We start from the raw sequence: 22,985 nt of genomic DNA, 5'->3' as shown, positions 1-22,985 counted from the left end.
AATCAAATCTCTAAAATACTATAAATTTTTGTAAAATTTTTAAGCTCTTTGCTTCCGCCAAGCTCTTTTAAATCTATCAAGAAACAAGCTTCAACGCAGTTAGCTTTGGTCTGGTTTATAAGCTCAACAGATGCTTTTGCTGTGCCCCCAGTAGCTATTAGATCGTCCATAAGCAGCACTCTTGCACCATCTTTTTGACCAAATGCGTCTATGTGAATTTGCACCTCATCTACGCCATATTCTAGACTGTATTTTTGTGAGATTGTAATATATGGTAGTTTTTTAGGCTTTCGTATTGGCACAAATGGTAATCTTAGACGTGCTGCTAAAGCTGCCCCAAAGATAAATCCACGAGACTCAATGCCGGCGATAAAATCGATATGCTTATCTTCGTAGTGAGCAACTAGGTGATCCATTAAAAAATTAAATGCATCTTTGTTATTTAATAGTGTTGTGATGTCACGAAATATAATGCCAGGCTTTGGGAAGTCCTTGATGGCACGGATAGAGTTTAGCAGATACTCTTTTTGTTTTTCATCTAAATTTTTCATTTTTCTCTTTCATTTTCTTATTATAACAATGCCTCGATCTTGCTCTCAAGCTCACGAATGCGTCCGCGAAGTTTATCGTTTTCTAAGCGGTATTGTGAGTTTCTAGTGCGAAGAGAGGTTACATCATTTTTTGTTTTGTTTAGCTCATCAGTTAGTATATCGATATTGCCAAGACTTCGTTGAAGCTGAATTTGTAGCTTTCTGATGACAATCTCTGTGTCTTTAAGGTTATTTTTCATAAAATCTTTAGTTATTCGCTCTTTTTTAAGTAATGTTTTAAAATAAAATACCATAACAACTAGATATAAACAGATACAAATTAGCAGTGTTAAAAATAGCCACTCAGTCATCACTACTCCTTTTGGCTAAATTTGGCTCGATCTTTGCGATACGCCTCTCGTGTCTTCCGCCCGAGAACTCGGTATTTAAAAAGATATTTAACATCTTTAAAGCCATCTGTTTTTCTATCACTCTTGCACCCATTGCGATGACATTTGCATCGTTATGCTCTCTTGCTAAAGATGCGGTTGTCTCATCGTGGCAAAGGGCACAACGCACGTTATTATGGCGATTTGCAGCTATTGAGATGCCGATACCTGTCCCACATATCAGTATACCGCGATCATCTGGTGTAATACTTTGTGCTAATGCGTGAGCAAAATCAGGATAATCAACGCTATCTTTATCATTTTGTGCTCCAAGATCAACGACTTCATAGCCTAAATTTATTAAATTTTCTTTTATTTCACTTTTTAATGCAAACCCAGCGTGATCGCTTGCTATAAGAATTCTCTTTGATTTCATAAAAATATCCGCAAATTTAAATTATATGAGATTATATCTCAAACCTTATTAAACAAAAATTTTAAAGCAAAAATCTAACTAAACTCAAAACATATCCTATAGGATAGAAAAACTGCTCTTTAAATGGCGAAATCATAATTATGATAAGTATGATAAAGCCGTATCTTTGGCTATTTGCATATGAATTTGCCAACGCGTGAAGTCTAAAAATTCTAAATACATATTCAAGTGCTTTTGAGCCATCAAGTGGCGGTATAGGATAGAGATTAAACAGAGCAAGTATTAAATTTACCGTAAAAAGTATGTATAAAAACTCAGCTAAAATTTGGCTAGGAAATGTTGCCTTTACCGCACCGAATGCAAAAAAAGCTAATACAAAAAGGGTAAGATTATATGTTATTCCAGCCAGTGCAACAGCTATCGCACCTTTATACCCACCATTTCTTATCACAGTATTTATAGCGATCGGCACTGGTTTTGCCCAGCCAAATACAAGCCCAGTGCTAAGATACATAAGTGCTGGTACGACTATAGTGCCGAGTGGATCTATATGATTTATAGGATTTATGCTAAGGCGACCTAAATTTTTAGCAGTGTTATCTCCAAATTTATATGCGACCCAGCCGTGAGCGATCTCATGTCCTACGATGGATATGATAAGCACTATCGTCATTATAATAAGCTGTTTTATATCGATATTATTAATGAAGTCCATCAACTTCGCCCTCACTCACAGCGTATTTTGTAAATTTTTCATCATTTTGTATCGTATCTACAAGACGACCTATGCGTTCCCAGCGAATTTTATACTCACTATCCCAGCTAAAATAGACAAACCAAGGTTTGCCAACTATAAATTTATAATCAACCGCTCCCCAAAAACGACTATCACTTGAGTGATCGCGGTTATCACCCATCATAAAATAGCTATCTTTTGGTACTTTAAAATAAAAAGCATTAAATGGATAATTTTTATTTTGTTCTAGCTCTGGAATGATGATGGGTTTCATAGCGAGTTTACCAGCATTTAGATACATAACCATTTGATCAAATAAATTTACATCTGTATCATAGTGAATGCCACTAAATTTATATGGCTCACGCACAAAAAGTTTACCATTTAATGTAACAATGTCCTTTGCATCGTAGTTTGAGCTGATATACTCATCGCCCTGTGATGGACGTAAGAATGTCTGTTTTTCGATGAAAATAATCTCATCTTCGCTTGTAGCAAAGCAGCGTTTAACATAATGCATCTTCTCATCGTATGGATAACGAAATACGACTATATCGCCACGCTTTGGTCCCGCACCTGTGATTAGATGTCCATTGTTATTTAGCTCTGGAAGTACTTTTACTTCAAGCCAAGGTATACGAGGCGTAGGCACTCCATAGCTAAATTTTTTAACAAAGAGATGATCGCCTATTAAAAGTGTGTTTTTCATCGAGCCTGATGGGATTACAAAGGCTTGAACGAAGAAAAATATCACTAGCAAGACGATTATAATCGTGCCAGTCCAACTGCTCGAAAAGTCGTATAGTTTGTTTAAAATTTTTCTCATTTTTTTGCTTTTTTATAAATTTATACCAAGTTTTTTGGCACGATATTTAGCTGACTTGATCGTGTTGCTTAGTAACATTGCAATAGTCATTGGTCCTACGCCACCTGGTACTGGTGTTATGTAGCTAGTCTTTGGTGCAACTGCGTCAAAGACTACATCACCAACTAAACGCCCATCATCAAGGCGGTTTATACCTACATCTATGACTATTGCACCATCACGTACCATATCAGCGGTGATAAAATTTGGCTTACCGATAGCTGCTACTATCAGATCAGCATTTTGGCAAATTTCCTTTAAATTTTTAGTCTTTGAGTGAGTTATAGTGACTGTCGCAGATGCGTTTAACAACAGATTTGCCATAGGTTTGCCTACAATGTTACTTCGTCCGATGATAACAGCATTTAGACCGCTTACATTTATATTATATTCGTTTAAAATTCGCATTATCCCAAGGGGTGTACAAGGCACAAATCCATCAAGTCCGCTTACCAACCTACCGACATTTATCGCGTGAAATCCATCGACGTCTTTGTCTGGGCGGATTGTTTTTAGTATCGTCATCGTGTCGATATGCTTTGGTAGCGGTAGCTGAACTAAAATACCATCAATGCTATCGTCTAAATTTAAAATATTTATAAGTGCGAGTAGCTCACTTTGGCTTGTGTTTTCGCTTAGGCGGTGCATAACTGACTTGATATTGTTTGCTATACACGCTTTTTCTTTCGATGCGACATAGGTTTGGCTGGCTTTGTCTTCACCTACTAAAATAACTGCCAAAGTTGGTTCAATACCAACATCTTTAAGCTTGATCGCTTGTGCTTTTACTTCCTCTTTAACTTTTACACTGATCGCTTTTCCATCTAAAATAGTCATTTTTGTCCTTATTTAAAAGCTTTTTTAATCACAAAAATAGTATGATATCCAAAATTTAATTAAAATTTTAAAAATTTGGATAATAATGAGAGCAATTTTTTGTATTTTCTTTTTGTGTTTGGCTATTTTTGGAGCTGATTTTATAACAAGAATGGAATATGCAAGGATGCTCTATCTAAATCCACGTGGTATCGGTTGTGACAAATGTCACGGAGCAAATGGCGAGGGCGGTGTGATCTCGAGATTTAAATATTTTAATAAAAAAACTAAACAGATCGTCGACGATGAACTGACTGCTCCGCGTATAAATAATGTTGATTTTGATAAATTTAAAAAGGCTATTTCAGAGCCAAAAAGCATAATGCCAAGTTACTTTTTAACTGATGAAGAGAGTGGCGTATTATACGAATATATCGTTAGTTTAGATAAACAAAATAAAAATAGCAAAAATAAGAAAATTAAAAATAAGAAAGGCGAAAAATGACAAATAAAGATGCTTTTAGTGAAGCTAAAAATTTTATTCCAGGTGGCGTGGATTCACCGGTTAGAGCATTTGGCAGTGTTGGTAGTAATCCGTTATTTATCGAGCGTGGAGATGGTGCATATATATATGATGTCGAGGGTAAAAAGTATCTTGATTTTGTGCAAAGCTGGGGGCCACTCATCTTTGGACATTGTGATAAAGATATAGAAAATGCCGTTATAAATGCAGTAAAAAAAGGCTTAAGCTTTGGAGCACCGACACTTGTTGAGACTGAGTTAGCTAAACTAATATGTTCAAAATTTGACAATATAGATAAAATTCGCTTTGTTAGCTCAGGCACAGAAGCTACGATGAGTGCGATACGTGTAGCTCGTGGTTTTGCTAAAAAAGATGGACTTATAAAATTTGAAGGCTGCTATCACGGACACAGTGATGCATTGCTTATAAAGGCTGGAAGTGGTGCAACGACTTATGGAAATGCCTCAAGTGCTGGTGTGCCAGAAGATATAGTTAAAAATACGCACCTCGCGATATATAATGATCTTGATAGTGTGGAAAAAATTTTTAAAACTCAAAGCATAGGGGTTTTAATCGTTGAACCGATCGCTGGAAACATGGGACTTGTGCCGGGCGATAAGGAATTTTTGCAAGGACTTCGTGAGCTTTGTGATAGATATGAAGCTGTGTTAATACTTGATGAGGTTATGAGTGGATTTAGAGCGAGTGAGCTAGGATCGGTACCATTTCACGGCGTAAAAGCTGATATTATAACATTTGGTAAGGTTATTGGTGGCGGTATGAATGCTGCAGCATTTGGTGGCAGACGCGAGATAATGGACTGTCTAAGTCCAGATGGTGCGGTTTATCAAGCAGGGACACTAAGTGGCAATCCAGTTGCGATGAGTGCTGGTATAGCTGCACTTTCAAAGATATATAACAATAAAAATTTATATCCTAAGCTTACAAATTTAGCCACTTGTTTGATGGATGGATTTAAAAGAGCGGCTGATGCGGCTAATGTAGCATTAGTTACTGATGTGCGAGGATCAATGTTTGGCTATTTTTTCACAGATAAAGCGGTTAAAAACTATAATGATGCTTTAAAAAGCGATACTAAAATGTTTGCTAAATTTCACACAGCTATGCTAAAACGTGGTATCTATTTAGCACCGAGCCAGTTTGAGACCGGATTTGTCTGTGATGCTATGATTCAGGCAGATATAGACTATGCGATAAATGCAGCTTATGAAGCATTCGCCGAGATAAGATAATGTCAAAAGATACAAGACTAAAAAAAATAGTTTCAGGTGCAGATCAGCTAAGTCTTGGCATATCGATCGTCGTAGCTATCGCACTTGGTGTTGGGCTTGGACTTTGGCTAAAAAGCCTTACAAGCTGGAGCTTTATGCTTTGGTTTGGTTTAGCACTAGGCATAGCAGCGGCAATATTAAATGTATATAAGGCTTATAAAATTCAGATAAGAAGCCTTGATGAGCTAAAAGATGAAAAACGCTATAAACCTATAAATGATGAGGATAATGAGTGATAAAAACGCTCGTTAAAATTTATGCCACTTTTTGGCTTGTTTTACTAGTGGTTGGAGCTTTTATATCGCTAGAGTTTTTGATTAGTTCTCAGGTGGCATTTTTCAGCACAGTTTTAATACTCATCACTAGTTTTTATGCATATAAAAGGCGAGTTGAGATAAAACTTGCAAATGAAAAAGATGAAATTTTAGCCCGTGAGCGTGAGCTTGATGAGAGTGAATATGATGAATGGGGGCTTGATAACACAGTAGTACAGACAAATACTGACACAACACAAGAGAGCCAAATATTTATAAAAAATGAGATAAAAACTTCAAAAATGTCTAATATAAATAAGGCTAGAATAAATTTAAAAGATGAAAAAGAACGTCTAAAGCGTAGAAAATATAAGCTAAAAGAGATAAATTTAACCACAGCATTTATGCCGTATAGACTTTTAGCGTATGGTGTTTTTGTGTTTTGCTTTTTAGTGTTAAAACGTAGAGATATGCTTGATATTGTTGGATTTTTGATGGGGCTTAGCACTATGCCTATTGGTATATTTGTCTTTGCATTCTTTAATAGGCAAGATAAAATTTAAAGGAAAGGTATGTCAAGTAGTACACGTGCAATAAATTCGATGCTACCGCTATTTTTAGGTATGAGTTTGCTATTTATCGGCAATGGACTTGTTATAAGCTCTGGTAGCGTGGAGTTAAAACGTATAGGTACGAGCGAGGTTATGATAGGAGCTATCAATACTTGCTTTTTTATCGGTGCGATGATTAGCACGATGACCTCTCACCTTATCGTTTTGCGTGCAGGACATATACGAGCATTTGCGATATTTAGTGCGATATTTAGTCTATCTGCGATGTTCCATAGCTTGAGTATGAATTTATATTTTTGGGCGATACTTCGTGCGTTACTTGGATTTTGCTACTACGCACTTTTGATGGTTATAGAGAGTTGGTTAAATTCAAAGACGCCAAACCGCATACGTTCGCGTATCTTGGCATTTTATGAAGCGGTTTTTTATATAAATTTTGGACTTGGTATATTGATACTTTCGCTTGAACTTAAGACGTTTGAGGTATTTATCATAGGTGCGGCATTTTTAATGCTTTCTACGATACCTTTGTATCTTATACGCATAAAAGAGCCACCTTTACCGCCACGTCAAAGTGTAAGTATGCCTAAAATTTTTACTATCGTGCCACTTGCACTTGTGGGAAGTGTAATCGCTGGAGTATTGATAAACGGCTTTTTCTCAATGTCTAGCGTATTTATTATGCTTCAAGGTTATGGAGCGAAAGAGGTCTCATTTTTTATGACGATAGCGATGTTTGGAGGATTTTGTGCTCAGTTTTTTATAGGAAAACTCTCTGATAAATTTGGTCGTCGTCCAGCGATTATATTTTCTTGTACTATTGCGTTTGTATCGGCTTTGGCGTTTTTGTTTAGTACAAATTTAAAAGTCCAGTATGGTTTGGCATTTTGTCTTGGAATGGGGATATTTTGCCTTTATGGATTATCGATAGCACGTGCAAATGATGCATTAACTGACAGAAGTAAAAGTGTCGAAGTTAGTCGTGCTTTGCTTTTTAGCTACTCATCTGGTTCGCTTATCTCGCCACTTGTTATGGGGGCTAGTATGGATATGTTTGGCACATTTGGATTTATCTATGTTTATCTTACTTTGAGTTTAGTTTTGCTAGTTTTTGCGTTTACTAAAGAGACGATACCAGTAGAGCTTCGCAAGAGTTATCATCCGCACGTTTCACGAACGATTGCTATCGATGGACTAAATACAACGGATAATTTTACCGATATGGAAAATAAAAAGTAAAAAATGGAAATTTCAACCAACCTAAGCACAAGTGTTCAAAGTGCTACGGCTACTCCTTCTCAGATCATTTCTGGCTCGACTAGCGTAGCAAGTCAGATCGCCACACAAAATCAAATTTTTAAATCACAGCAACAAAATACAACGATGAGTCAAACTGTATCAGAAGCATTTGATAATCTTGATAAACTCGTGGCTCGTGTGCTTGACGAGCTTAAAAGTGCTAGTAGTACTAGCAAAACAGCTCAAATTTTACAACAAGTTAAAAATACCCAGATCGCACCAAATTTAGCCAAAGATATGCAAAATCTTGCAAAAGTTTTAGAAGCCCAAGCAAATTTAAACGCAGATAATGATCTTAAAGGTCTAGCTATCAAACTGAAAGAATTTTTAAAACCGATAGCCGATCTAAGTAGTGCTGGGTTAAATGAACAGATAAAAAATTCAGGTATTATGCTTGAAGCAAATTTAAAAGACGCTATCACTGCTCAAAAGTTGCCACCATCGATACAAAAGCTACTTATGGATATAAAATATTTAAATAACAAAGAACTTTTAGCACAGATAATGACCTTAGCAAATGACGAAAACCTGGATAACTCAAAGTCATTTTCAAAGCTAAACACGATGTTGCTAGCTGCACAGGATAAGGCTGAAACGACGCTTAATAACTCAAGTTTAAAGTCGCTTTTTATCGATGTAAATAAGCTTGATAATATGGCTAAATTTTTAGACAAAAGCTTAACAAAGCAGCCAAATGCAGACGTAATAAAAAATCAAATTAGTAAAATACTAGAATTTGTATCAAGTTTGAATGATAAAATTTCAAATCTTCAGTCCGAAAAACTTAACCAAAATTTTTCATTTATTTCAAACTATAAAGATCTAAAAGTAATTCTAGAAAGCCTAGAAAAGAGCCTAAAGGGGATTAATAATATCGGCGATGAGATAGGCTTAGTTAAAGAGTTTCGCACTCAAACCGATGCTCATGGTCAAGGCACACTTCAAGATAAACTAGAGAGTGCAGCACGTAGGTTGGCTCAAACATTAAACGTTGCAGACCGTGATGCTAGTATAGCAAAGATAAACTTAGATGAAACAAGATCACTAATAAAACAGCTCAAACTAGCAAATTTAGATGAAGCAAATATTACACAAAAAAGCTCAGCCGATATAACAAAAACGCTAAGTTTAGATGTTAAAAACACACTTTTAACTATCACTGAAAAGAGCCAAAATGCCCAGATAAACCAAATGGCAAACAAAATGCTCTCACAGATAGAGATGCATCAAATGATTTCAAGTCTTCAAGGAGGAGTGCAGACTTATATGCCTTATATTTGGGATGGTGTTGAGGGTGGAAGTGTGGCGTTTAAGAGTGGAAAAAAAGATAAATTTTATGCTCAGATCAGTCTAAATTTTAAAAAATATGGCGATATAAATGTGATGATAGGGCTTATAGATAAACGTTATATCGATATATCGATCGCGACGCAAACTAAAGAGTTTAAAGAGCTTATAAAAACTGACGCAAGTGAGCTAAAACAGGCTATCTCACAGTTTGGGCTTATAGTGTCAAATTTTAATCTAAAAGCGATGTCAAAAGATGAGTTGTCAAAAAAATTTAAAAATTTTGACGGTTTTGACGTTGGATATGATAAGAAAATTTAATGCAGATAACTAAAAAAAAGGCAGTTGCATTAGGGTATAACAAAGCTAAAGATAATGCCCCTAAAGTCTTAGCAAGTGGTGCTGGAGAGGTCGCAAAAAATATCATAAATATTGCACAAAAATATAATATACCTATAAAAGAGGACCCAGACTTGATTGAAATTTTAAGCAAAGTTGAGATAAATGATGAGATACCGCCAAATCTGTATAAAGCGGTCGCAGAGGTATTTAGCTTTCTATATAAGATTACAAATAAAAAATAAATTTTAATAGTTATTTAAAAAGATTTATATTATTATTAGAAAATAATTTTCCAAAAGGAGTTTTTAATGAAAATTTCCACTAAAGTGGTTTTTATGAGTGTTGCATCTTTACTCGTGTTGTTTGTGGCACTTGTATTTTTAAATAACAATATGAGCAATAAAACGTTACGTAATACAGAAGGTTATCTTAGACAATTTGTGTTACAAGAGAAAGAAGTCGGACTAGTTGAAAACTGTGATATATTTGCTGATTTTATCAAAAATATACAGATTGAATATTTAAAAGCTGGAGAAAGCAATGATGACATCAAAAGCGATATCTTTGAATATATTAAAAATGTAAGATTTGGCCCAGATCGTGACGGATACGCATTTTTAATGGATGATAAAAGTAAAATGATACTCTACCCACCAAATTCAAATCTAAATAACACAGATCAATCAAATATGACAGATAAAAATGGTATTAAGATAATGCAAGAGTATGCAAGAACTAGTACAAAAGATGAATTTGTTCGATATATATACAATGATGATCCTAGGGTTGGTAACAGTAGAAGGGTAAATATAGCAGGAGAAGATATGATACTTGTTATATCTACTAGTTTAGCCGCTGATAAAAAAAGAATAGATGATGCTATTAAAATTTTAAATGCTGATGCAGAGCGAGGTATACGTACTTTTATTATTACCGCTGTTGCGATAGCTATCGTATTTATCCTTGCAACATTGTTGTATTCAAAATTTTCTATAACAAACCCACTAAATACACTTATAGCACGTGCTAGAAACCTATCGAGTGGAGATGGAGACCTAACTCGTAAATTAGAAATTCGTGGTAAAGATGAGATAGCACAAGCTAGTGAAGCTATAAATGACTTCATAGAAAAAGTTAGAGTACTTATATCTGACGCAAAGGGGCTTTCATCTGAAAACTCATCTGTGGCAAATGAGCTGAGTTCAACATCTCTTCATACAGGAAAACGCGTAGAGGATTCAACTACTATAGTTGCTAAAACAAGCAAGGAGTGTAATAATATCCAAACAAATATGAAAACATCCATAGAGATTGCTCAAAATGGTAAAAAAGATCTACAAGAGGCTATAAGATACGTGGATGAAGCGACTAAGGCTATATCAAATTTATCAAGTCAAATTTTGCATTCGGCACAAACAGAGAGCGAGATGGCTATCAAGATAGACCAACTAAGTCGTGATGCAGAGCAGGTAAAATCAGTCCTAGTTGTGATAAATGATATTGCAGATCAGACGAATTTGCTAGCACTAAATGCAGCTATCGAAGCGGCTCGTGCAGGTGAGCATGGTAGGGGATTTGCCGTAGTTGCTGATGAGGTTAGACAACTAGCTGAGCGAACTCAAAGAAGTTTAACTGAGATAAATGCAACTATAAATGTAATCGTCCAAGCCATCACAGAATCAAGCACCCAGATGAATGAAAACTCAAAACAAATTCAGACCTTAACATCTGTCGCAAGTGATGTTGAAAATACGATAAAAGTTATGAGTGAGGTTATGGGTAATGCTATAGGATTGTCTGATAAGACGATACAAGATTACATAAATACTGGTAAAAATATCGATGATATAGTCAAAAATATAGATGGTATAAATGCTATATCAACAGAAAATGCTAGAAGCGTTGAAGAGATCGCGGGAGCTGCCGAACATCTAAATAAAATGACAGATGCACTAAACGCAAAGCTAGGCGAGTTTAGAACTTGAGTAAAGATATATCAGACAAGCTTAGACTTGTCTGATATATAGCTAAGGAGTGCATCATTACTTAAAGTAGCAAGGTATAAGTTTTATTACAAAATGTATAGTAAATTTAATAAAATGTAATACTTAATTTGCTATAATCCGCCAAAATTTAAAGGTATTGTATGGCTCAAAAATTAGTATTAATAGGTGCATCGACAGGCGGACCGGGACATATAAAAAAGCTTTTAAAAGGCGTTAAAATCGGTGATGCCACTATTGTGATAGCTCAGCATATGAATAAGATGTTCATCTCATCATTTGCTACTCAGATAGGTAGAGAGTGTGAGATAGATGTTGAGCTTTTAAGCAAAAGACAATTACTAAAAAATAAAGTTTATGTATGTGATCAAAATTTTACTATAAATGAGACTTTGCCATTTGGTGCTAAACCAAATGCTGATACAAAAACCATCTATACACCAAATGTAGATATGCTATTTAGCTCAGCTGTTGGCATATGCAAAAGTGCAAGTGTTATGGCTATACTTTTAACAGGCATAGGCGATGATGGTGCTACTGGGCTTGATAAACTATACAAAGCTGGTGCAAAATGTATCGCTGAGAGCGAAGAGAGTGCGATAGTATATGGTATGCCAAAACGTGCAAAAGAGCTTAATCCAAATTTAAAATCATTAAATTTAATAAGCACCAGAAAAGAGCTTGAGGATTTTTTAAATGCTATTTAGAAAAAATAATACAGAAGAACAGGTGCAAGAGTCAGCCCCACAAGTCCCTACTGATAAAGATGGCTTTGATGAGTTTATGGATACGATAAGGGTTGTTTGTGGCGTTGATCTTGAACCAAAACGCGATATCACTCTTCAACGTCTTGGTGCGTTTGCTAGAGATAGACGGATAAAAAAATTTAAAGAACTCGCACAGATTATACGCTATAACAATGATACAAGACAGGATATATTAAATTTAGTAACAGTAAATGAGACCTATTTTTATCGTGAATTGCCACAACTTAAAGATGCTGTATCGTATGCTAAAGATCTTGGTGCTGTTAGAATTTTATGTGCCCCTTGTTCTAGTGGTGATGAAGTGTATTCGCTTGCAATGCTTGCATATGAGAGCGGAATGAACCTTGCTAATCTTAGTATAGTTGGTATCGATATCAACTCACAAGCGATAGCATCGTGTAAAAATGCTGTTTATAATGAGCGGAGTTTGCACCGACTTGACGCCTATCAAAAGGAGAGATTTTTTACAAAAGATGGTGATAAATTTATCATCAAAAAGCATATGTTTCCACACTGTGAGTTTAAAATTTTAAATGTTTTTGATGATGCGATATTTTCGCTTGGTAAATTTGATATTATACTTTCGCGAAATATGATGATATATTTTGATGATGAATTTAGATTAAAATGTGTTGAAAGGTTGCACAAGCTACTCAAAGATTATGGTAGGCTTTACACCGGGCACGCCGATATTGTGCCATACACTGATTTATACACTAAACAATTTTCGCTTTCTACTTCGTATTATGCTAAGGCTTAGAGTTTATAAGCCTTGTATATTTTATGATAATAAACTGCCCCTATGAAAAACATCGCTCCCATTAGGGCCGTAATGAGCTGTAAATTTATCCCTAGTTTAAATAAATATCCGACGGCAAGGGAAGTTATAACGCTAACGCTTAAGAAAAACATATCATTATATGCTATAACTCGCCCATAAAATTTCTCATCGCAGTTTTGTTGAATGAGTGTATATGTGTAGCTCCAAAGCGTTGATGTAAAAAACCCAGCCGCCAAAATACCAATGAGTGATATATAAAAGTTAAACTGAAGCATCGCCCATGCTAAAACACCAATACCATGCCCTAAGTAAAAATACACAAGGTTATCTTTTCTGACAAATTTACTAAGTAGCATCGGTGCAAACATCAGCGAGATCGAGCGAGTTGCATTTATAAAGCCGATGACAAGCGACACAGATAAGACATTTGCATATGGATAGTCAGCTAAAAGTGCAACTAGTGCATCATAAGCGGTAATACCTACAAAGCCGTGTAGGACGATAAGGTGTAAAATCAAAGGATTGCTTTTTAGGTATTTTAGCCCATTTTTTAGCATTACAAGACTTGGTTCTGTCAGTTCTTTTGCTATTTTTGGTAAATTTAGCTTAAAAATAAAGTAAAAGCTACAAATATAGATAATTCCGTCAAGTATAAATGCACTTTTGATGCCAAAAAAGTGTATGTAAATCCCTGCTAGTCCCATACCAGCAGTATATGAGACTGCCCATATTATGGAGTGTATTTCATTTGCTAATTTTAAGTTTTCACTACTTAAAATTTTTGGCAGCAGACTCATCTCTGCTTGAAATGTTATCGTACCAGTCCCCATTCTGATAAAAATCAGCATTAAAAGCAACCAAAGATAATCAAGTGAATCAATAAAAACGAGCATAAAAACCGTTATCGTCTCTATCATCATCATAATGATAAGCATAGGCTTCGCACTCACTCTATCTATCAAGACACCGCTAAATGGAGCTAAAATTACAGCGGGTAGATACGCCATCGCAGCACTTAGTGTGATTGCCCAAATGGGTGCGTCAAGGTTGATAAGTAGTGTAAAAATACCAGTGTGTGAAAACCATGCACCAAAGTAGCATATAAGCTGAACTATGCTAAGAAGCCTGAAATTTCGCTCTTCACGCAGAAGTTTTATATATGCGTTCAACTATTCATTCCAAAGAAGTAAAATTTGTTCGCATTTTGCATTTTCATCGATATCTTTGATACTTTTAATATTTTTTTTATTATTATTTTTTAAACGGATAAGCATATTTTCGCTCGGTATTTTTAGGCTTATAACATTATTATTTTTGTCAAATACCGCACTTTGCACCTTTAAATTTGTTTTAATATCCTTAAAACTTGAGCCGATTTTGATGCCATTTGGTGTTTTAAATTTATCCGATATTACCTCTATTTGTGTGATTATGCCGTTTGTGAGAGTGTATTTAAAAAGCGGCTTTTTGCTATCATCAAGCACATAAAAACTCTCTTTTTTCTTTTCGTTGGTATTGCGTTTGATATTTTTAGCACCATAAATACGAACTATGTCAGCATTTTTCATATCTGAAGTAAGATTTGAGATAAAATTTTTACCAAATAAATTTTTCATGCTGCTTTTGTGCCTATACCTACCGCTTATACTATTTTTGCAGATAGTTTTATCAGCGTTTATAAAAATTTCATCTTTTAGCCTATGTAAGCTTACTTGTTCTTTGGTATTTTTAAGATAATATATGCCATTTTTATAACCAAATTCTCCTTCAAACTCACACTCTATCTCACCTTTTTTATTTAAATTTGAGTATGCTTTTAGATTTATACCATCTTTAAAGGGAACTATAACAACGCTTAAAAAGTTATTTTTATCCTTAAATTTAACAAATTCTCCTAAAAAATCATCTTTGTAACTCGCTTTAATCATATCAAATTTATAAATTTCTGCCAAAGCACCTGTGCGTTTTTGTCTACTATCATCAAGCTGCAAAAGGCTATTTTTATTAAACTTAAAATAGCTACTTTTGTTATTGTTGTCTATTAAATTAATTACGTCGTTGTCTATCTTAAACGCCCCATTTTCAGTTATAAACTCGTGAGTTTTGCTTAGACTTAGCATAGTTTTTGTGTAGGTTTTGTCCTTGTTTAGAGTGATAATAGTCTTGATCCCATCGCATTTGTTGCACGGAAGTATGCTATGATATGAATGCAAGATATTATTTGTATTTACTATTTTGTTTTGTATTTTTTGTTTGGTTATGCTCTTATTTTGTTCTATGAATTTTGTGCTTTTTTGTGTAACATGTTGCATACAACCGGTCAAAAACATGGTCAGTAAGACCGCTAAAATCACTCTCATCTTATCTCCTTTTTTAGGATTATTCTGCCTTTTTAAAGATAAATTTATTTGCAAAATCCCTATGTATATCTTTACTATCTTTGTTTAGCATTTTTAAATTTTTACCGTCAAATTTATAGCTGATCTCTTCTTTGTATTCATCTGTTATTGTTATTACATCACCGTCTATTTTATAAGTACCTTTTGATATGCTTACGAAGTCATCTTTGCCTTTGTATATCATTTTATTCTCAAAAGTATTATCAGCATTTAGTATCAAAGTGCTATCTATACCACTACAACTTGCACAAGGAAGCATCGCTTTATATGTTCCGACAACTGAGATAAAGTCGACCGAGCATTTATTATCTTGCACGACTTCGCACGTTCCGTTTGGTATCATCACATTTTGTGAAGATGTCCCGCAACCTACTAAAAATAAAACTATGGTTATAAGTATAAAATTTTTAAATTTCATTGATATTTTTCCTTTGTTTTAAGATTTAAATGTGTATTATAGTAAAAAATATAGTTAAGTTTAATAAATTTAAGGAGAAAGTAATGGAAGTTGAGTTTTTGGGCTTTTTGGTCTTTGTTTTAGCTATTCTTGCGGTTGTATTTTTTAAAGCTGGTATTAAAATAGTATCACAAGCTGACATATTAATCATTGAGCGACTTGGTAAATTTCATAAAGTGCTTGACGGCGGATTTCACCTGATTATCCCATTTGTAGATCAAATTCGTGATACTATCACAATACGCGAACAGCTCGTTGATATAACAAAACAGCAAGTCATTACAAAAGATAATGTAAATATCACGGTTGATGGTATTGTGTTTTTAAAAGTATTTGATGGAAAAATGGCGATATATAACGTGGATAGCTACAAACGTGCGATTGCAAATTTGGCTATGACTACGCTTCGTGGCGAGATCGGTGCGATGAACCTTGATGATACCCTTAGTTCACGTGACCGGCTAAACGCGGCACTTCAAGTAGCCCTAGGTGATGCGGCTGATAACTGGGGTGTGAAGATTATGCGTGTTGAGATCTCTGAAATTTCTGTACCGATTGGTATTGAAGAGGCGATGAATATGCAGATGAAAGCAGAGCGTGAGAAACGTGCCATTGAGCTTAAAGCTTTGGCTGAGAAGGAGGCTTTAATACGCAATGCTGAGGCATTAAAGCAAGAAAAGGTGCTTCAAGCTGAGGCGATAGAGCGTATGGCTGATGCGAAAAAATATGAGCAAATAGCCATAGCAACGGCTCAAAAAGAGGCGATGGATATGATAAATGAGAGTATGAGTAAAAACGCAAATGCAGCTGAGTTTTTGTTGGCTCGTGATAGGGTTGTGGCATTTAATGAACTAGCTAAAAATAGCTCAAAGGATAAGGTATTAGTGCCTTATGAGGCCACTGAGCTTATTGGTTCATTAAGTGTTTTAAAGAACTTTTTGAGTAAGAGTGAGAGCAAGTAGAAAAGATGATAGACGCTTATTTTATGTTGGCTATCGGCGTGGTGCTAATGGTGATGGAGCTTGCTCTTTTTTCATTTTATCTACTCTTTTTTGGGCTTGGATTTTTCATCGTCGGTGTGCTAAATTTTATCATACCTTTTTCGTGGCAGTTTCAAATTTTAGTCTCGCTTGCTATTTCGCTAGTGCTTTTAGTACTGTTTAAAAATAGACTTCGGATCAAATTTGATAAAAAGACGATAAAAGAGGACTTTTTAGATGTTGAGGGTGTTGGGGTTATAAAGGGCGATATGCTCTATTATAAAGGGACATTTTGGCATTATGATGGAGATTTTAAGGATGAGGAACAGGTAAAAGTGATAAAAACTAGTGGAAATAAGGCTGATATACAAAAAATTTAGATTCAAAATGAATCTAAATTTGTCGGCATATATTTTAGTATATTGACGGTTAAGTACTACCCTAATAGTTCTCATTTAAGGTGATCAAAATGAATAAATTTAAACTAGCTTATACTAATTTTATTAAATTTTTGTAAAATTTTAATCCAAATTTTGCTAAACTATCTGAAAATTTAAAGGTAAAAATTTGAATAGACTTAGTATAGAACAAGCGGTTGAACTTATAGAAAATGCCGACTTACAAGAGCTTGGGCGTATGGCGTTAGCAAAAAAGCGTGAGCTACACCCTGATAAAATCACGACATTTATTGTAGATAGAAATATAAACTACACTAACGTTTGCTGGGTGGATTGTAAATTTTGTGCATTTTATCGCCACGCAAAAGAAGAAGACGCATATGTGTTATCCTTTGATGAGATCGGCAAAAAGATAGAGGAGTTAATTGATATTGGTGGGACTCAGATACTCTTTCAAGGTGGCGTTCATCCGAAGTTAAAAATAGAGTGGTACGAGGAGCTTGTAGACTTTATCACGCAAAACTATCCAAGCATCACGATACACGGATTTTCAGCGGTTGAGATTGATTATATCGCAAGAGTTTCTAAAATTTCAACTCGTGAGGTACTAAAGCGTTTAAAGGCAAAAGGGCTTTACTCTATGCCTGGTGCTGGGGCAGAAATTTTAAGTGACCGCGTTCGCGACATCATCGCCCCTAAAAAGTGCGATACGGCTGATTGGCTACGGATACACAAAGAGGCTCATGAGTGCGGTATAAAAACGACTGCAACTATGATGTTTGGTACGGTTGAGACCACTCGTGAGATAGTTAAACATTGGGAGCATATTAGAGATTTGCAAGATGAGACCGGCGGATTTCGTGCATTTATATTGTGGAGCTTTCAAGGGCTTAACACACGCTTGATTGCAGAGTATCCACAGATAGTAAAACAAAGCTCAAACCGCTATTTACGATTACTTGCGGTTTCAAGGTTATTTTTAGACAACGTACAAAATATCCAAAGTAGCTGGGTGACACAGGGTAGTTACGTGGGGCAACTCGCACTTCTTTTTGGAGCGAACGATTTAGGATCAACTATGATGGAGGAGAACGTAGTAAAGGCTGCTGGAGCTAGTTTTAGAATGAACCAAGAACAAATGATAAATTTAATAAAAGATATTGGTGAGTATCCAGCTAAACGTAACACAAACTATAATATTTTGGAGAGATTTTAAATGAAAATAATAAATTTAGATGTAAAAAATGTAAAAATTCCAGCTGTTTTTGAGAGCGACAAGGCTCTGCCTGTCGTATCGCTAAAACTTGTATTTAAGGTAGCTGGAGCGGTTAGAGACATCAAAGCAGGAGTTGCTAAGATGAGTGCAAATATGCTAAATGAAGGTACCTTAAGCCTTGGCTCATACGAGTTTGCAAGATTGCTTGAACAACGTGCGATAAGCCTAAATATCGATAGTGGATTTGAGACGTTTAGCATTGAGCTAAACTGCCTAAAAGAGCATTTTAGCTATGCGTGTGATATGATAAAGCATCTTTTGATAGAGCCAAATTTAACGACTGAAAGTCTAAACCGTTGCAAGGCAGTAACGCTGGGCGAGATAGCGAGTAATGACAATGACTTTGATTATGTCGCTAGGCGTGGGCTAATGGAGCTTTTATATCCCAACACTCCTTTATCACGTGCAAACATTGGCACAAGTGAGAGTGTAGCAAGTATGAATTTAGATGATATAAAGAAATTTATAAAAGAGCATTTGAATTTATCAAATTTATTTATTATTTTTGGTGGAGATGTGAGTGAGACACATACAAGCTTTGTTACCGAGATTTTGAGTGTTTTAGATGCGGGAGAGACAAGAGAACTACCTAAATTTATAACAAGTAACAAAGAGCAAAATAGCGAGATATTGCGTCCTAGCGAACAAGCCTATATCTACTTTGGGTCACCATTTAATGTGGTTGAACAAGAGCGATATAAGGCAAAAGTAGCGACATTTATCCTTGGTGAGAGTGGTTTTGGCTCAAGACTTATGGAAGAAATTCGTGTAAAGCGAGGTCTGGCATATAGTGCTTATGCACGAAATAGCTTTGCTCTAAGTCATAGCGGTATTTTTGGATATATGCAGACAAAGAACGAAAAAAAAGATGAGGCGATTGCCGTTATAAAGGACGAAATTTATAAATTTAGTCAAAATGGAGTAAGTAAAAGTGAGCTAACACAGGCTAAAAATTTTTTGCTTGGCTCACTGCCACTACGACTTGAGACACTATTTAAACGACTAAATATAGCACAAAGTGAATTTTACGAGAGTAGGCCACTTGGTACATTTTTAAGCGAATTAGAGCAAATTCAAAAATTAAGCTTAAATGAACTAAATGAATTTATAACACTTCATAGCGAGATAAATCGGCTAAGTTTTTGTGTATTAAGAAATGAAATTTGATTCAAAAGATAGAGTAGAACTAGCTCATATAGGCGTTGTAAGCTTACTTGATCTTGCTTTAACTCTACCTAAAAATTATGAAGATACAACGCTTTGTGAGAAACCACGAGAAGGAGCTATCTGTTTAGAAGTAGTGATAAAATCAATCACAAGAACTCGTAATGGGATGTTAAGTGGTGTGGCTTGGTGTGAAGCGTGGCAAAGTACGATTAAAATTATAATCTTTAACGCTAAATCTTGGCATTTTGGTGCCTTTAAAACGGGTAAAAAACTTATAATCACTGGCAACGCTACTCATAATTTTGGCTTATGGCAAGTCATAAACCCTAAAATCATCAAAAAAACTGGTGAGATTGTGCCAAAATACAAAACTGAAATAAAGGATGAGCGGTTAAAATCGCTCACAGCAAAGTATCTTAGCTTAGAAACACTTTTAGATGAGGGGCTAAATAAGAGTGAGGTAGAGCTTATTTTAAGTCTGCAAAGCCCTACACAAAAGGGTATTGAAGCACTTGCAAATCTTCGTAAAAACGATAGTAAAAATGAGAGCATTAATACTCTTAAATTTATAGAAATTTATAACTATATAAAAAAATTAAGTAGTAAAAAACTGCACTTTAAAAGTGAAATTCTAAAGCTTTTTGACATAAGCGAGTGGGTAAGAAATTTACCATTTATGCCGACAAATGACCAGCTAAACGCCATAATTGATATACGTAAGGATCTAGTAGAAAGTGAGGCTAAGCGACGTGTAGTAATGGGTGATGTGGGTAGTGGCAAGACGCTTGTGATGCTTGCTGCAGCTCTTAGTATATATCCACGCACAGCGGTTTTGATGGCCCCAACTAGTATATTAGCTGAGCAAATTTATAGCGAAGCGGTTCGGCTTTTGCCCGAATTTATGCAAGTAACGCTAGTAAAAAGTGGTGATAAAAATCCAAATTTAAAAGAGGCAAATCTAATCATCGGCACTCATGTTTTGCTATATCAAGAGCTGCCACCATCGCCACTTGTAATGGTAGATGAACAACATAGATTTGGTTCAAATCAGCGTTCAAAGATAGAGCAACTTACTCAAGATGTCGGTTTGCACCCAAATTTTGTGCAGTTTTCTGCCACGCCTATACCACGCACACTCAGTCTTATTCAGTCATCGCTTGTTGAGTTTAGTTTCTTGCGTGAGATGCCTTTTGAAAAACACATCAAAACACAGGTGGTAAAGTCGTGCGACTTTGGTAGATTGTTTGCTCATATAAAGGCTCAAATTTTAGAAAAAAAACAAGTTATTGTCGTCTATCCACTCGTTGAAAGTTCTGGTTTCTCAAACTATCAAAGTCTTAGTGAGGCTCAAGAGTTTTGGTTGGATAATTTTAAAAACGTATATATTACTTATGGTAAAGATAAAGAGAAAGAGCAAATTTTGCGTGAGTTTCGTCAAAATGGCGACATATTGCTCTCAACTACGGTTGTTGAGGTCGGTATCTCTTTGCCACGTCTTAGTACGATAGTTATTGTAGGTGCTGAGCGACTAGGACTTGCCACGCTTCATCAGCTACGTGGGCGTGTGGGGCGGAACGGCGGAGATGGGTATTGCTTTTTATTTACAAAGCTTAAAAGTGTACCTCCACGGCTAAATGAATTTGCCAATACGCTTGATGGATTTAAGATAGCTGAGCTGGATCTAAAAAACCGTCGGAGTGGTGATATCTTAAACGGAGCTTATCAACACGGGGCGACATTTAACTATTATGATTACGAAGCAGATATTACAGAGATGGCAAAAGAGCGACTAAATGCAAGAAATTTATAAACTTATCGCCAAATAAAACAGTATCACAGTTATATTATATTGTGCCTAGTGGACGATTATATTGTTGTTAAGTAATGAGATTACAAAAATAGTAGTAATGATATCGCATATCTTTAAAAACTTTATATTCCGTATTTTTTATCAGTTTAGTATACAAATGATAAGAATTTCATCTTGAAACATTCAGAGTGGATTTATAAAAACGTGCTAGAATATGCTAAAAATAAGGGAATAATATGAGTTTAAAAGATAAAATTTTAAGCGTTTCAAAACGTGTGATTATCGTAATAGCGGTGCTTTTGCATCTTATGCTTTTAGCGGTAGTAAATTTCATAACACCACATTATGAGATTACAAAGGTAAATGGCGTGGAGGTTAAGCGTGTGGATAAGAATGGTCCGATAACTAAGGCAAATCCAGCCGATGGACCAACTCGTGATGTTTATCAGATAAACACACAAAAGCCTGGTAGCACCGATGTGATGGTGTATCGCAATGAAGATACCCGCTGGAGCTTTCCATTTTACTTTAAATTTGGCTCGGCTGATCTTCAAGCAATGGCTCAAGGTTTTGCAAATAGCGATAGTATGGTTGTTGTGAAATATTATGGATGGCGTATCGTTATATTTGATGAGTTTAGAAACGCTCTAACTATCAAAGAAGCGGTTAGCCCAGAGAGTGAGCCGTTGCCAGTTCTTAGCTATGTTTTATATGTTTTAGTATTTATCTCACTTGTATTAAGTCTTAGGCGGATAGGTAGAATTTTTAGTCCAAAAACTGAGAAAATTTAATCAAAAAGTGAGCGTTCGGCAGTTTTTATCGCTGGATATTCGTGATTTTGTATCTGACTAAGAGAGATGTCTTTGTAGTCTTTTATACCACTTTTGTGTTTTCTTATCGTATTATGAAAGCTAAATGCCACACCTTGTGCTTTGCACTGTTTTTGTAAGCTTAAAATCCACTCAATCTTGCACTCACGTGCATTTGCTCCGCTCTCGGCACCTGCTACAAGCCAATTTATGCCACTTAAATTTAATTCTCCGATGTCACCAACAAGTGGCTCACAGCATATCCACTTTACACTAGCGTCCAAATCTCTAATAAACTCAATGCGGTTTTTCATAGATTGATGCTCAATCGTTGTACCAAGCCATAAATTTAGTGGTGCTTTGCGAGATGAGAAATATTCACGCATACGTTGTGGCCGCTTTGTCAGCATTTGATATTGGTGATGTGGGGTGGCATTTATGACCTTTAAAATTTCATCTAAAAATGTAAAATCCATACGCTCATGGAAAATATCGCTCATTGAGTTTATGAAAAATAGGGTAGAGTGTTTGTATTTTTTTGGTTCGTTTAGCCGCTGTGGCATTAGCTTAAACTCAAATCCATCTTTATAATCTACTACTCCAAGACGCTTAAAATTCAATGCCATACGTTCAGCGTAGCAGTTTTTACAGCCCGTGCTTACTTTATTGCAACCAATTGAGATATTCCAACTAGCTCTTTTAAAATTTAGAAGTTGCATTTGAGCTGTTTTAGCGGTTTAAATTTATATTTTTTAGCAAAGTTCATAAGATTAGTTTTAAATTTAAAAGAGTAGGGC

General features: G+C 35.5%; 26 protein-coding genes. 16 read left to right on the top strand and 10 right to left on the bottom strand.

The annotated features are described in order from the left end of the window. Positions 1 to 2: 2 nt before the first annotated feature. The 6 genes from KDE13_RS01055 to folD all read right to left on the bottom strand — a co-directional run bounded on the left by KDE13_RS01055 (position 3) and on the right by folD (position 3,793). A complete protein-coding gene (locus KDE13_RS01055; protein WP_212140249.1) occupies positions 3 to 551 on the bottom strand; it encodes an adenine phosphoribosyltransferase in 549 nt (182 codons plus the stop codon). 20 nt (positions 552 to 571) lie between these two features. Beyond that, positions 572 to 904: a hypothetical protein gene (locus tag KDE13_RS01050; RefSeq protein WP_212140250.1), complete on the bottom strand. Its 333-nt coding sequence runs from the start codon at positions 902 to 904 to the stop codon at positions 572 to 574. Next, positions 894 to 1,355 (bottom strand): ribose 5-phosphate isomerase B, encoded by a 462-nt coding sequence (rpiB, locus tag KDE13_RS01045; RefSeq protein WP_212140251.1) that lies wholly within the window; start codon positions 1,353 to 1,355, stop codon positions 894 to 896. Before rpiB ends, KDE13_RS01050 begins: the two co-directional genes overlap by 11 nt. A gap of 61 nt (positions 1,356 to 1,416) precedes the next feature. Further along, a complete protein-coding gene (locus KDE13_RS01040; RefSeq protein ID WP_212142619.1) occupies positions 1,417 to 2,070 on the bottom strand; it encodes a site-2 protease family protein in 654 nt (217 codons plus the stop codon). Continuing rightward, a complete protein-coding gene (gene lepB, locus KDE13_RS01035; RefSeq protein ID WP_212140253.1) occupies positions 2,057 to 2,917 on the bottom strand; it encodes a signal peptidase I in 861 nt (286 codons plus the stop codon). Before lepB ends, KDE13_RS01040 begins: the two co-directional genes overlap by 14 nt. A gap of 12 nt (positions 2,918 to 2,929) precedes the next feature. Continuing rightward, positions 2,930 to 3,793, bottom strand: a complete 864-nt coding sequence (folD, locus tag KDE13_RS01030) for a bifunctional methylenetetrahydrofolate dehydrogenase/methenyltetrahydrofolate cyclohydrolase FolD (RefSeq protein WP_212142618.1) — start codon at positions 3,791 to 3,793, stop codon at positions 2,930 to 2,932. Positions 3,794 to 3,878: 85 nt separating this feature from the next. Between folD and KDE13_RS01025 the strand changes: the two genes are divergently transcribed. The 10 genes from KDE13_RS01025 (at position 3,879) to KDE13_RS00980 (ending at position 12,871) form a co-directional block, all read left to right on the top strand. Beyond that, the gene (locus KDE13_RS01025; protein WP_212140255.1) at positions 3,879 to 4,277 is read left to right on the top strand and encodes a c-type cytochrome; all 399 of its coding nucleotides are present in this window, start codon (positions 3,879 to 3,881) and stop codon (positions 4,275 to 4,277) included. After that, a complete protein-coding gene (hemL, locus tag KDE13_RS01020; RefSeq protein ID WP_212140256.1) occupies positions 4,274 to 5,548 on the top strand; it encodes a glutamate-1-semialdehyde 2,1-aminomutase in 1,275 nt (424 codons plus the stop codon). Before KDE13_RS01025 ends, hemL begins: the two co-directional genes overlap by 4 nt. Then, complete coding sequence (locus KDE13_RS01015; RefSeq protein WP_212140257.1) at positions 5,548 to 5,823, top strand: AtpZ/AtpI family protein; 276 nt, start codon at positions 5,548 to 5,550, stop codon at positions 5,821 to 5,823. Before hemL ends, KDE13_RS01015 begins: the two co-directional genes overlap by 1 nt. Then, positions 5,820 to 6,404 (top strand): hypothetical protein, encoded by a 585-nt coding sequence (locus KDE13_RS01010; RefSeq protein WP_212142272.1) that lies wholly within the window; start codon positions 5,820 to 5,822, stop codon positions 6,402 to 6,404. The genes KDE13_RS01015 and KDE13_RS01010 overlap by 4 nt, the downstream gene beginning before the upstream one ends. 9 nt (positions 6,405 to 6,413) lie before the next feature. Continuing rightward, on the top strand, positions 6,414 to 7,652 hold the full coding sequence (locus KDE13_RS01005) for an MFS transporter (protein WP_212140259.1): 1,239 nt from the start codon (positions 6,414 to 6,416) through the stop codon (positions 7,650 to 7,652). A gap of 3 nt (positions 7,653 to 7,655) precedes the next feature. Continuing rightward, positions 7,656 to 9,320: a hypothetical protein gene (locus tag KDE13_RS01000; RefSeq protein ID WP_212142617.1), complete on the top strand. Its 1,665-nt coding sequence runs from the start codon at positions 7,656 to 7,658 to the stop codon at positions 9,318 to 9,320. Beyond that, the gene (locus tag KDE13_RS00995; protein WP_212140261.1) at positions 9,320 to 9,583 is read left to right on the top strand and encodes a FlhB-like flagellar biosynthesis protein; all 264 of its coding nucleotides are present in this window, start codon (positions 9,320 to 9,322) and stop codon (positions 9,581 to 9,583) included. The genes KDE13_RS01000 and KDE13_RS00995 overlap by 1 nt, the downstream gene beginning before the upstream one ends. Positions 9,584 to 9,649: 66 nt before the next feature. Beyond that, positions 9,650 to 11,326, top strand: coding sequence for a methyl-accepting chemotaxis protein (locus KDE13_RS00990; protein ID WP_212140262.1), 1,677 nt, complete (start codon positions 9,650 to 9,652; stop codon positions 11,324 to 11,326). 161 nt (positions 11,327 to 11,487) lie between these two features. Then, on the top strand, positions 11,488 to 12,051 hold the full coding sequence (locus KDE13_RS00985) for a CheB methylesterase domain-containing protein (protein WP_212140263.1): 564 nt from the start codon (positions 11,488 to 11,490) through the stop codon (positions 12,049 to 12,051). Continuing rightward, positions 12,041 to 12,871 (top strand): CheR family methyltransferase, encoded by an 831-nt coding sequence (locus KDE13_RS00980; protein WP_212142616.1) that lies wholly within the window; start codon positions 12,041 to 12,043, stop codon positions 12,869 to 12,871. Before KDE13_RS00985 ends, KDE13_RS00980 begins: the two co-directional genes overlap by 11 nt. Here the strand turns inward: KDE13_RS00980 and KDE13_RS00975 are convergent. From KDE13_RS00975 to KDE13_RS00965, 3 genes are read right to left on the bottom strand one after another with little or no spacing between them, the layout of a single operon-like run. After that, a complete protein-coding gene (locus tag KDE13_RS00975; protein ID WP_212142615.1) occupies positions 12,868 to 14,061 on the bottom strand; it encodes an MFS transporter in 1,194 nt (397 codons plus the stop codon). The genes KDE13_RS00980 and KDE13_RS00975 overlap by 4 nt on opposite strands. Next, positions 14,062 to 15,252 (bottom strand): copper resistance protein NlpE N-terminal domain-containing protein, encoded by a 1,191-nt coding sequence (locus tag KDE13_RS00970; protein WP_212142614.1) that lies wholly within the window; start codon positions 15,250 to 15,252, stop codon positions 14,062 to 14,064. It abuts the gene before it with no gap. 19 nt (positions 15,253 to 15,271) lie between these two features. Then, a complete protein-coding gene (locus KDE13_RS00965; protein ID WP_212140267.1) occupies positions 15,272 to 15,709 on the bottom strand; it encodes a copper resistance protein NlpE in 438 nt (145 codons plus the stop codon). A gap of 83 nt (positions 15,710 to 15,792) precedes the next feature. Here KDE13_RS00965 and KDE13_RS00960 point away from each other — a divergent pair, with 83 nt between their 5' ends. From KDE13_RS00960 to KDE13_RS00935, 6 genes are all read left to right on the top strand, one after another. Continuing rightward, a complete protein-coding gene (locus KDE13_RS00960; RefSeq protein ID WP_212140268.1) occupies positions 15,793 to 16,710 on the top strand; it encodes an SPFH domain-containing protein in 918 nt (305 codons plus the stop codon). A 5-nt stretch (positions 16,711 to 16,715) separates the two neighbouring features. Next, positions 16,716 to 17,108, top strand: coding sequence for an NfeD family protein (locus KDE13_RS00955; protein WP_212140269.1), 393 nt, complete (start codon positions 16,716 to 16,718; stop codon positions 17,106 to 17,108). A 187-nt stretch (positions 17,109 to 17,295) separates the two neighbouring features. After that, the gene (locus tag KDE13_RS00950; RefSeq protein ID WP_212140270.1) at positions 17,296 to 18,342 is read left to right on the top strand and encodes a dehypoxanthine futalosine cyclase; all 1,047 of its coding nucleotides are present in this window, start codon (positions 17,296 to 17,298) and stop codon (positions 18,340 to 18,342) included. After that, positions 18,343 to 19,569 carry a M16 family metallopeptidase gene (locus tag KDE13_RS00945; RefSeq protein ID WP_212142613.1) on the top strand — a complete coding sequence of 409 codons (1,227 nt, stop codon included), beginning with the start codon at positions 18,343 to 18,345 and terminating at the stop codon, positions 19,567 to 19,569. Further along, on the top strand, positions 19,559 to 21,379 hold the full coding sequence (recG, locus tag KDE13_RS00940; protein WP_212142612.1) for an ATP-dependent DNA helicase RecG: 1,821 nt from the start codon (positions 19,559 to 19,561) through the stop codon (positions 21,377 to 21,379). Before KDE13_RS00945 ends, recG begins: the two co-directional genes overlap by 11 nt. A 236-nt stretch (positions 21,380 to 21,615) precedes the next feature. Further along, entirely contained in the window at positions 21,616 to 22,170 is a 555-nt protein-coding gene (locus KDE13_RS00935) for a DUF1523 family protein (protein ID WP_212142611.1), read from the top strand. Here KDE13_RS00935 and KDE13_RS00930 read toward each other — a convergent pair. Next, on the bottom strand, positions 22,167 to 22,907 hold the full coding sequence (locus KDE13_RS00930) for a DUF5131 family protein (protein ID WP_212142610.1): 741 nt from the start codon (positions 22,905 to 22,907) through the stop codon (positions 22,167 to 22,169). The genes KDE13_RS00935 and KDE13_RS00930 overlap by 4 nt on opposite strands. Between the last annotated feature and the right edge of the window lie 78 nt (positions 22,908 to 22,985).

Origin of the sequence: Campylobacter anatolicus, from assembly GCF_018145655.1 — a bacterium.
Classification (GTDB): domain Bacteria; phylum Campylobacterota; class Campylobacteria; order Campylobacterales; family Campylobacteraceae; genus Campylobacter_A; species Campylobacter_A anatolicus.
The sequence above is the reverse complement of the archived record's forward strand: the minus strand, read 5'-3'. Positions and strand labels throughout refer to the sequence as shown.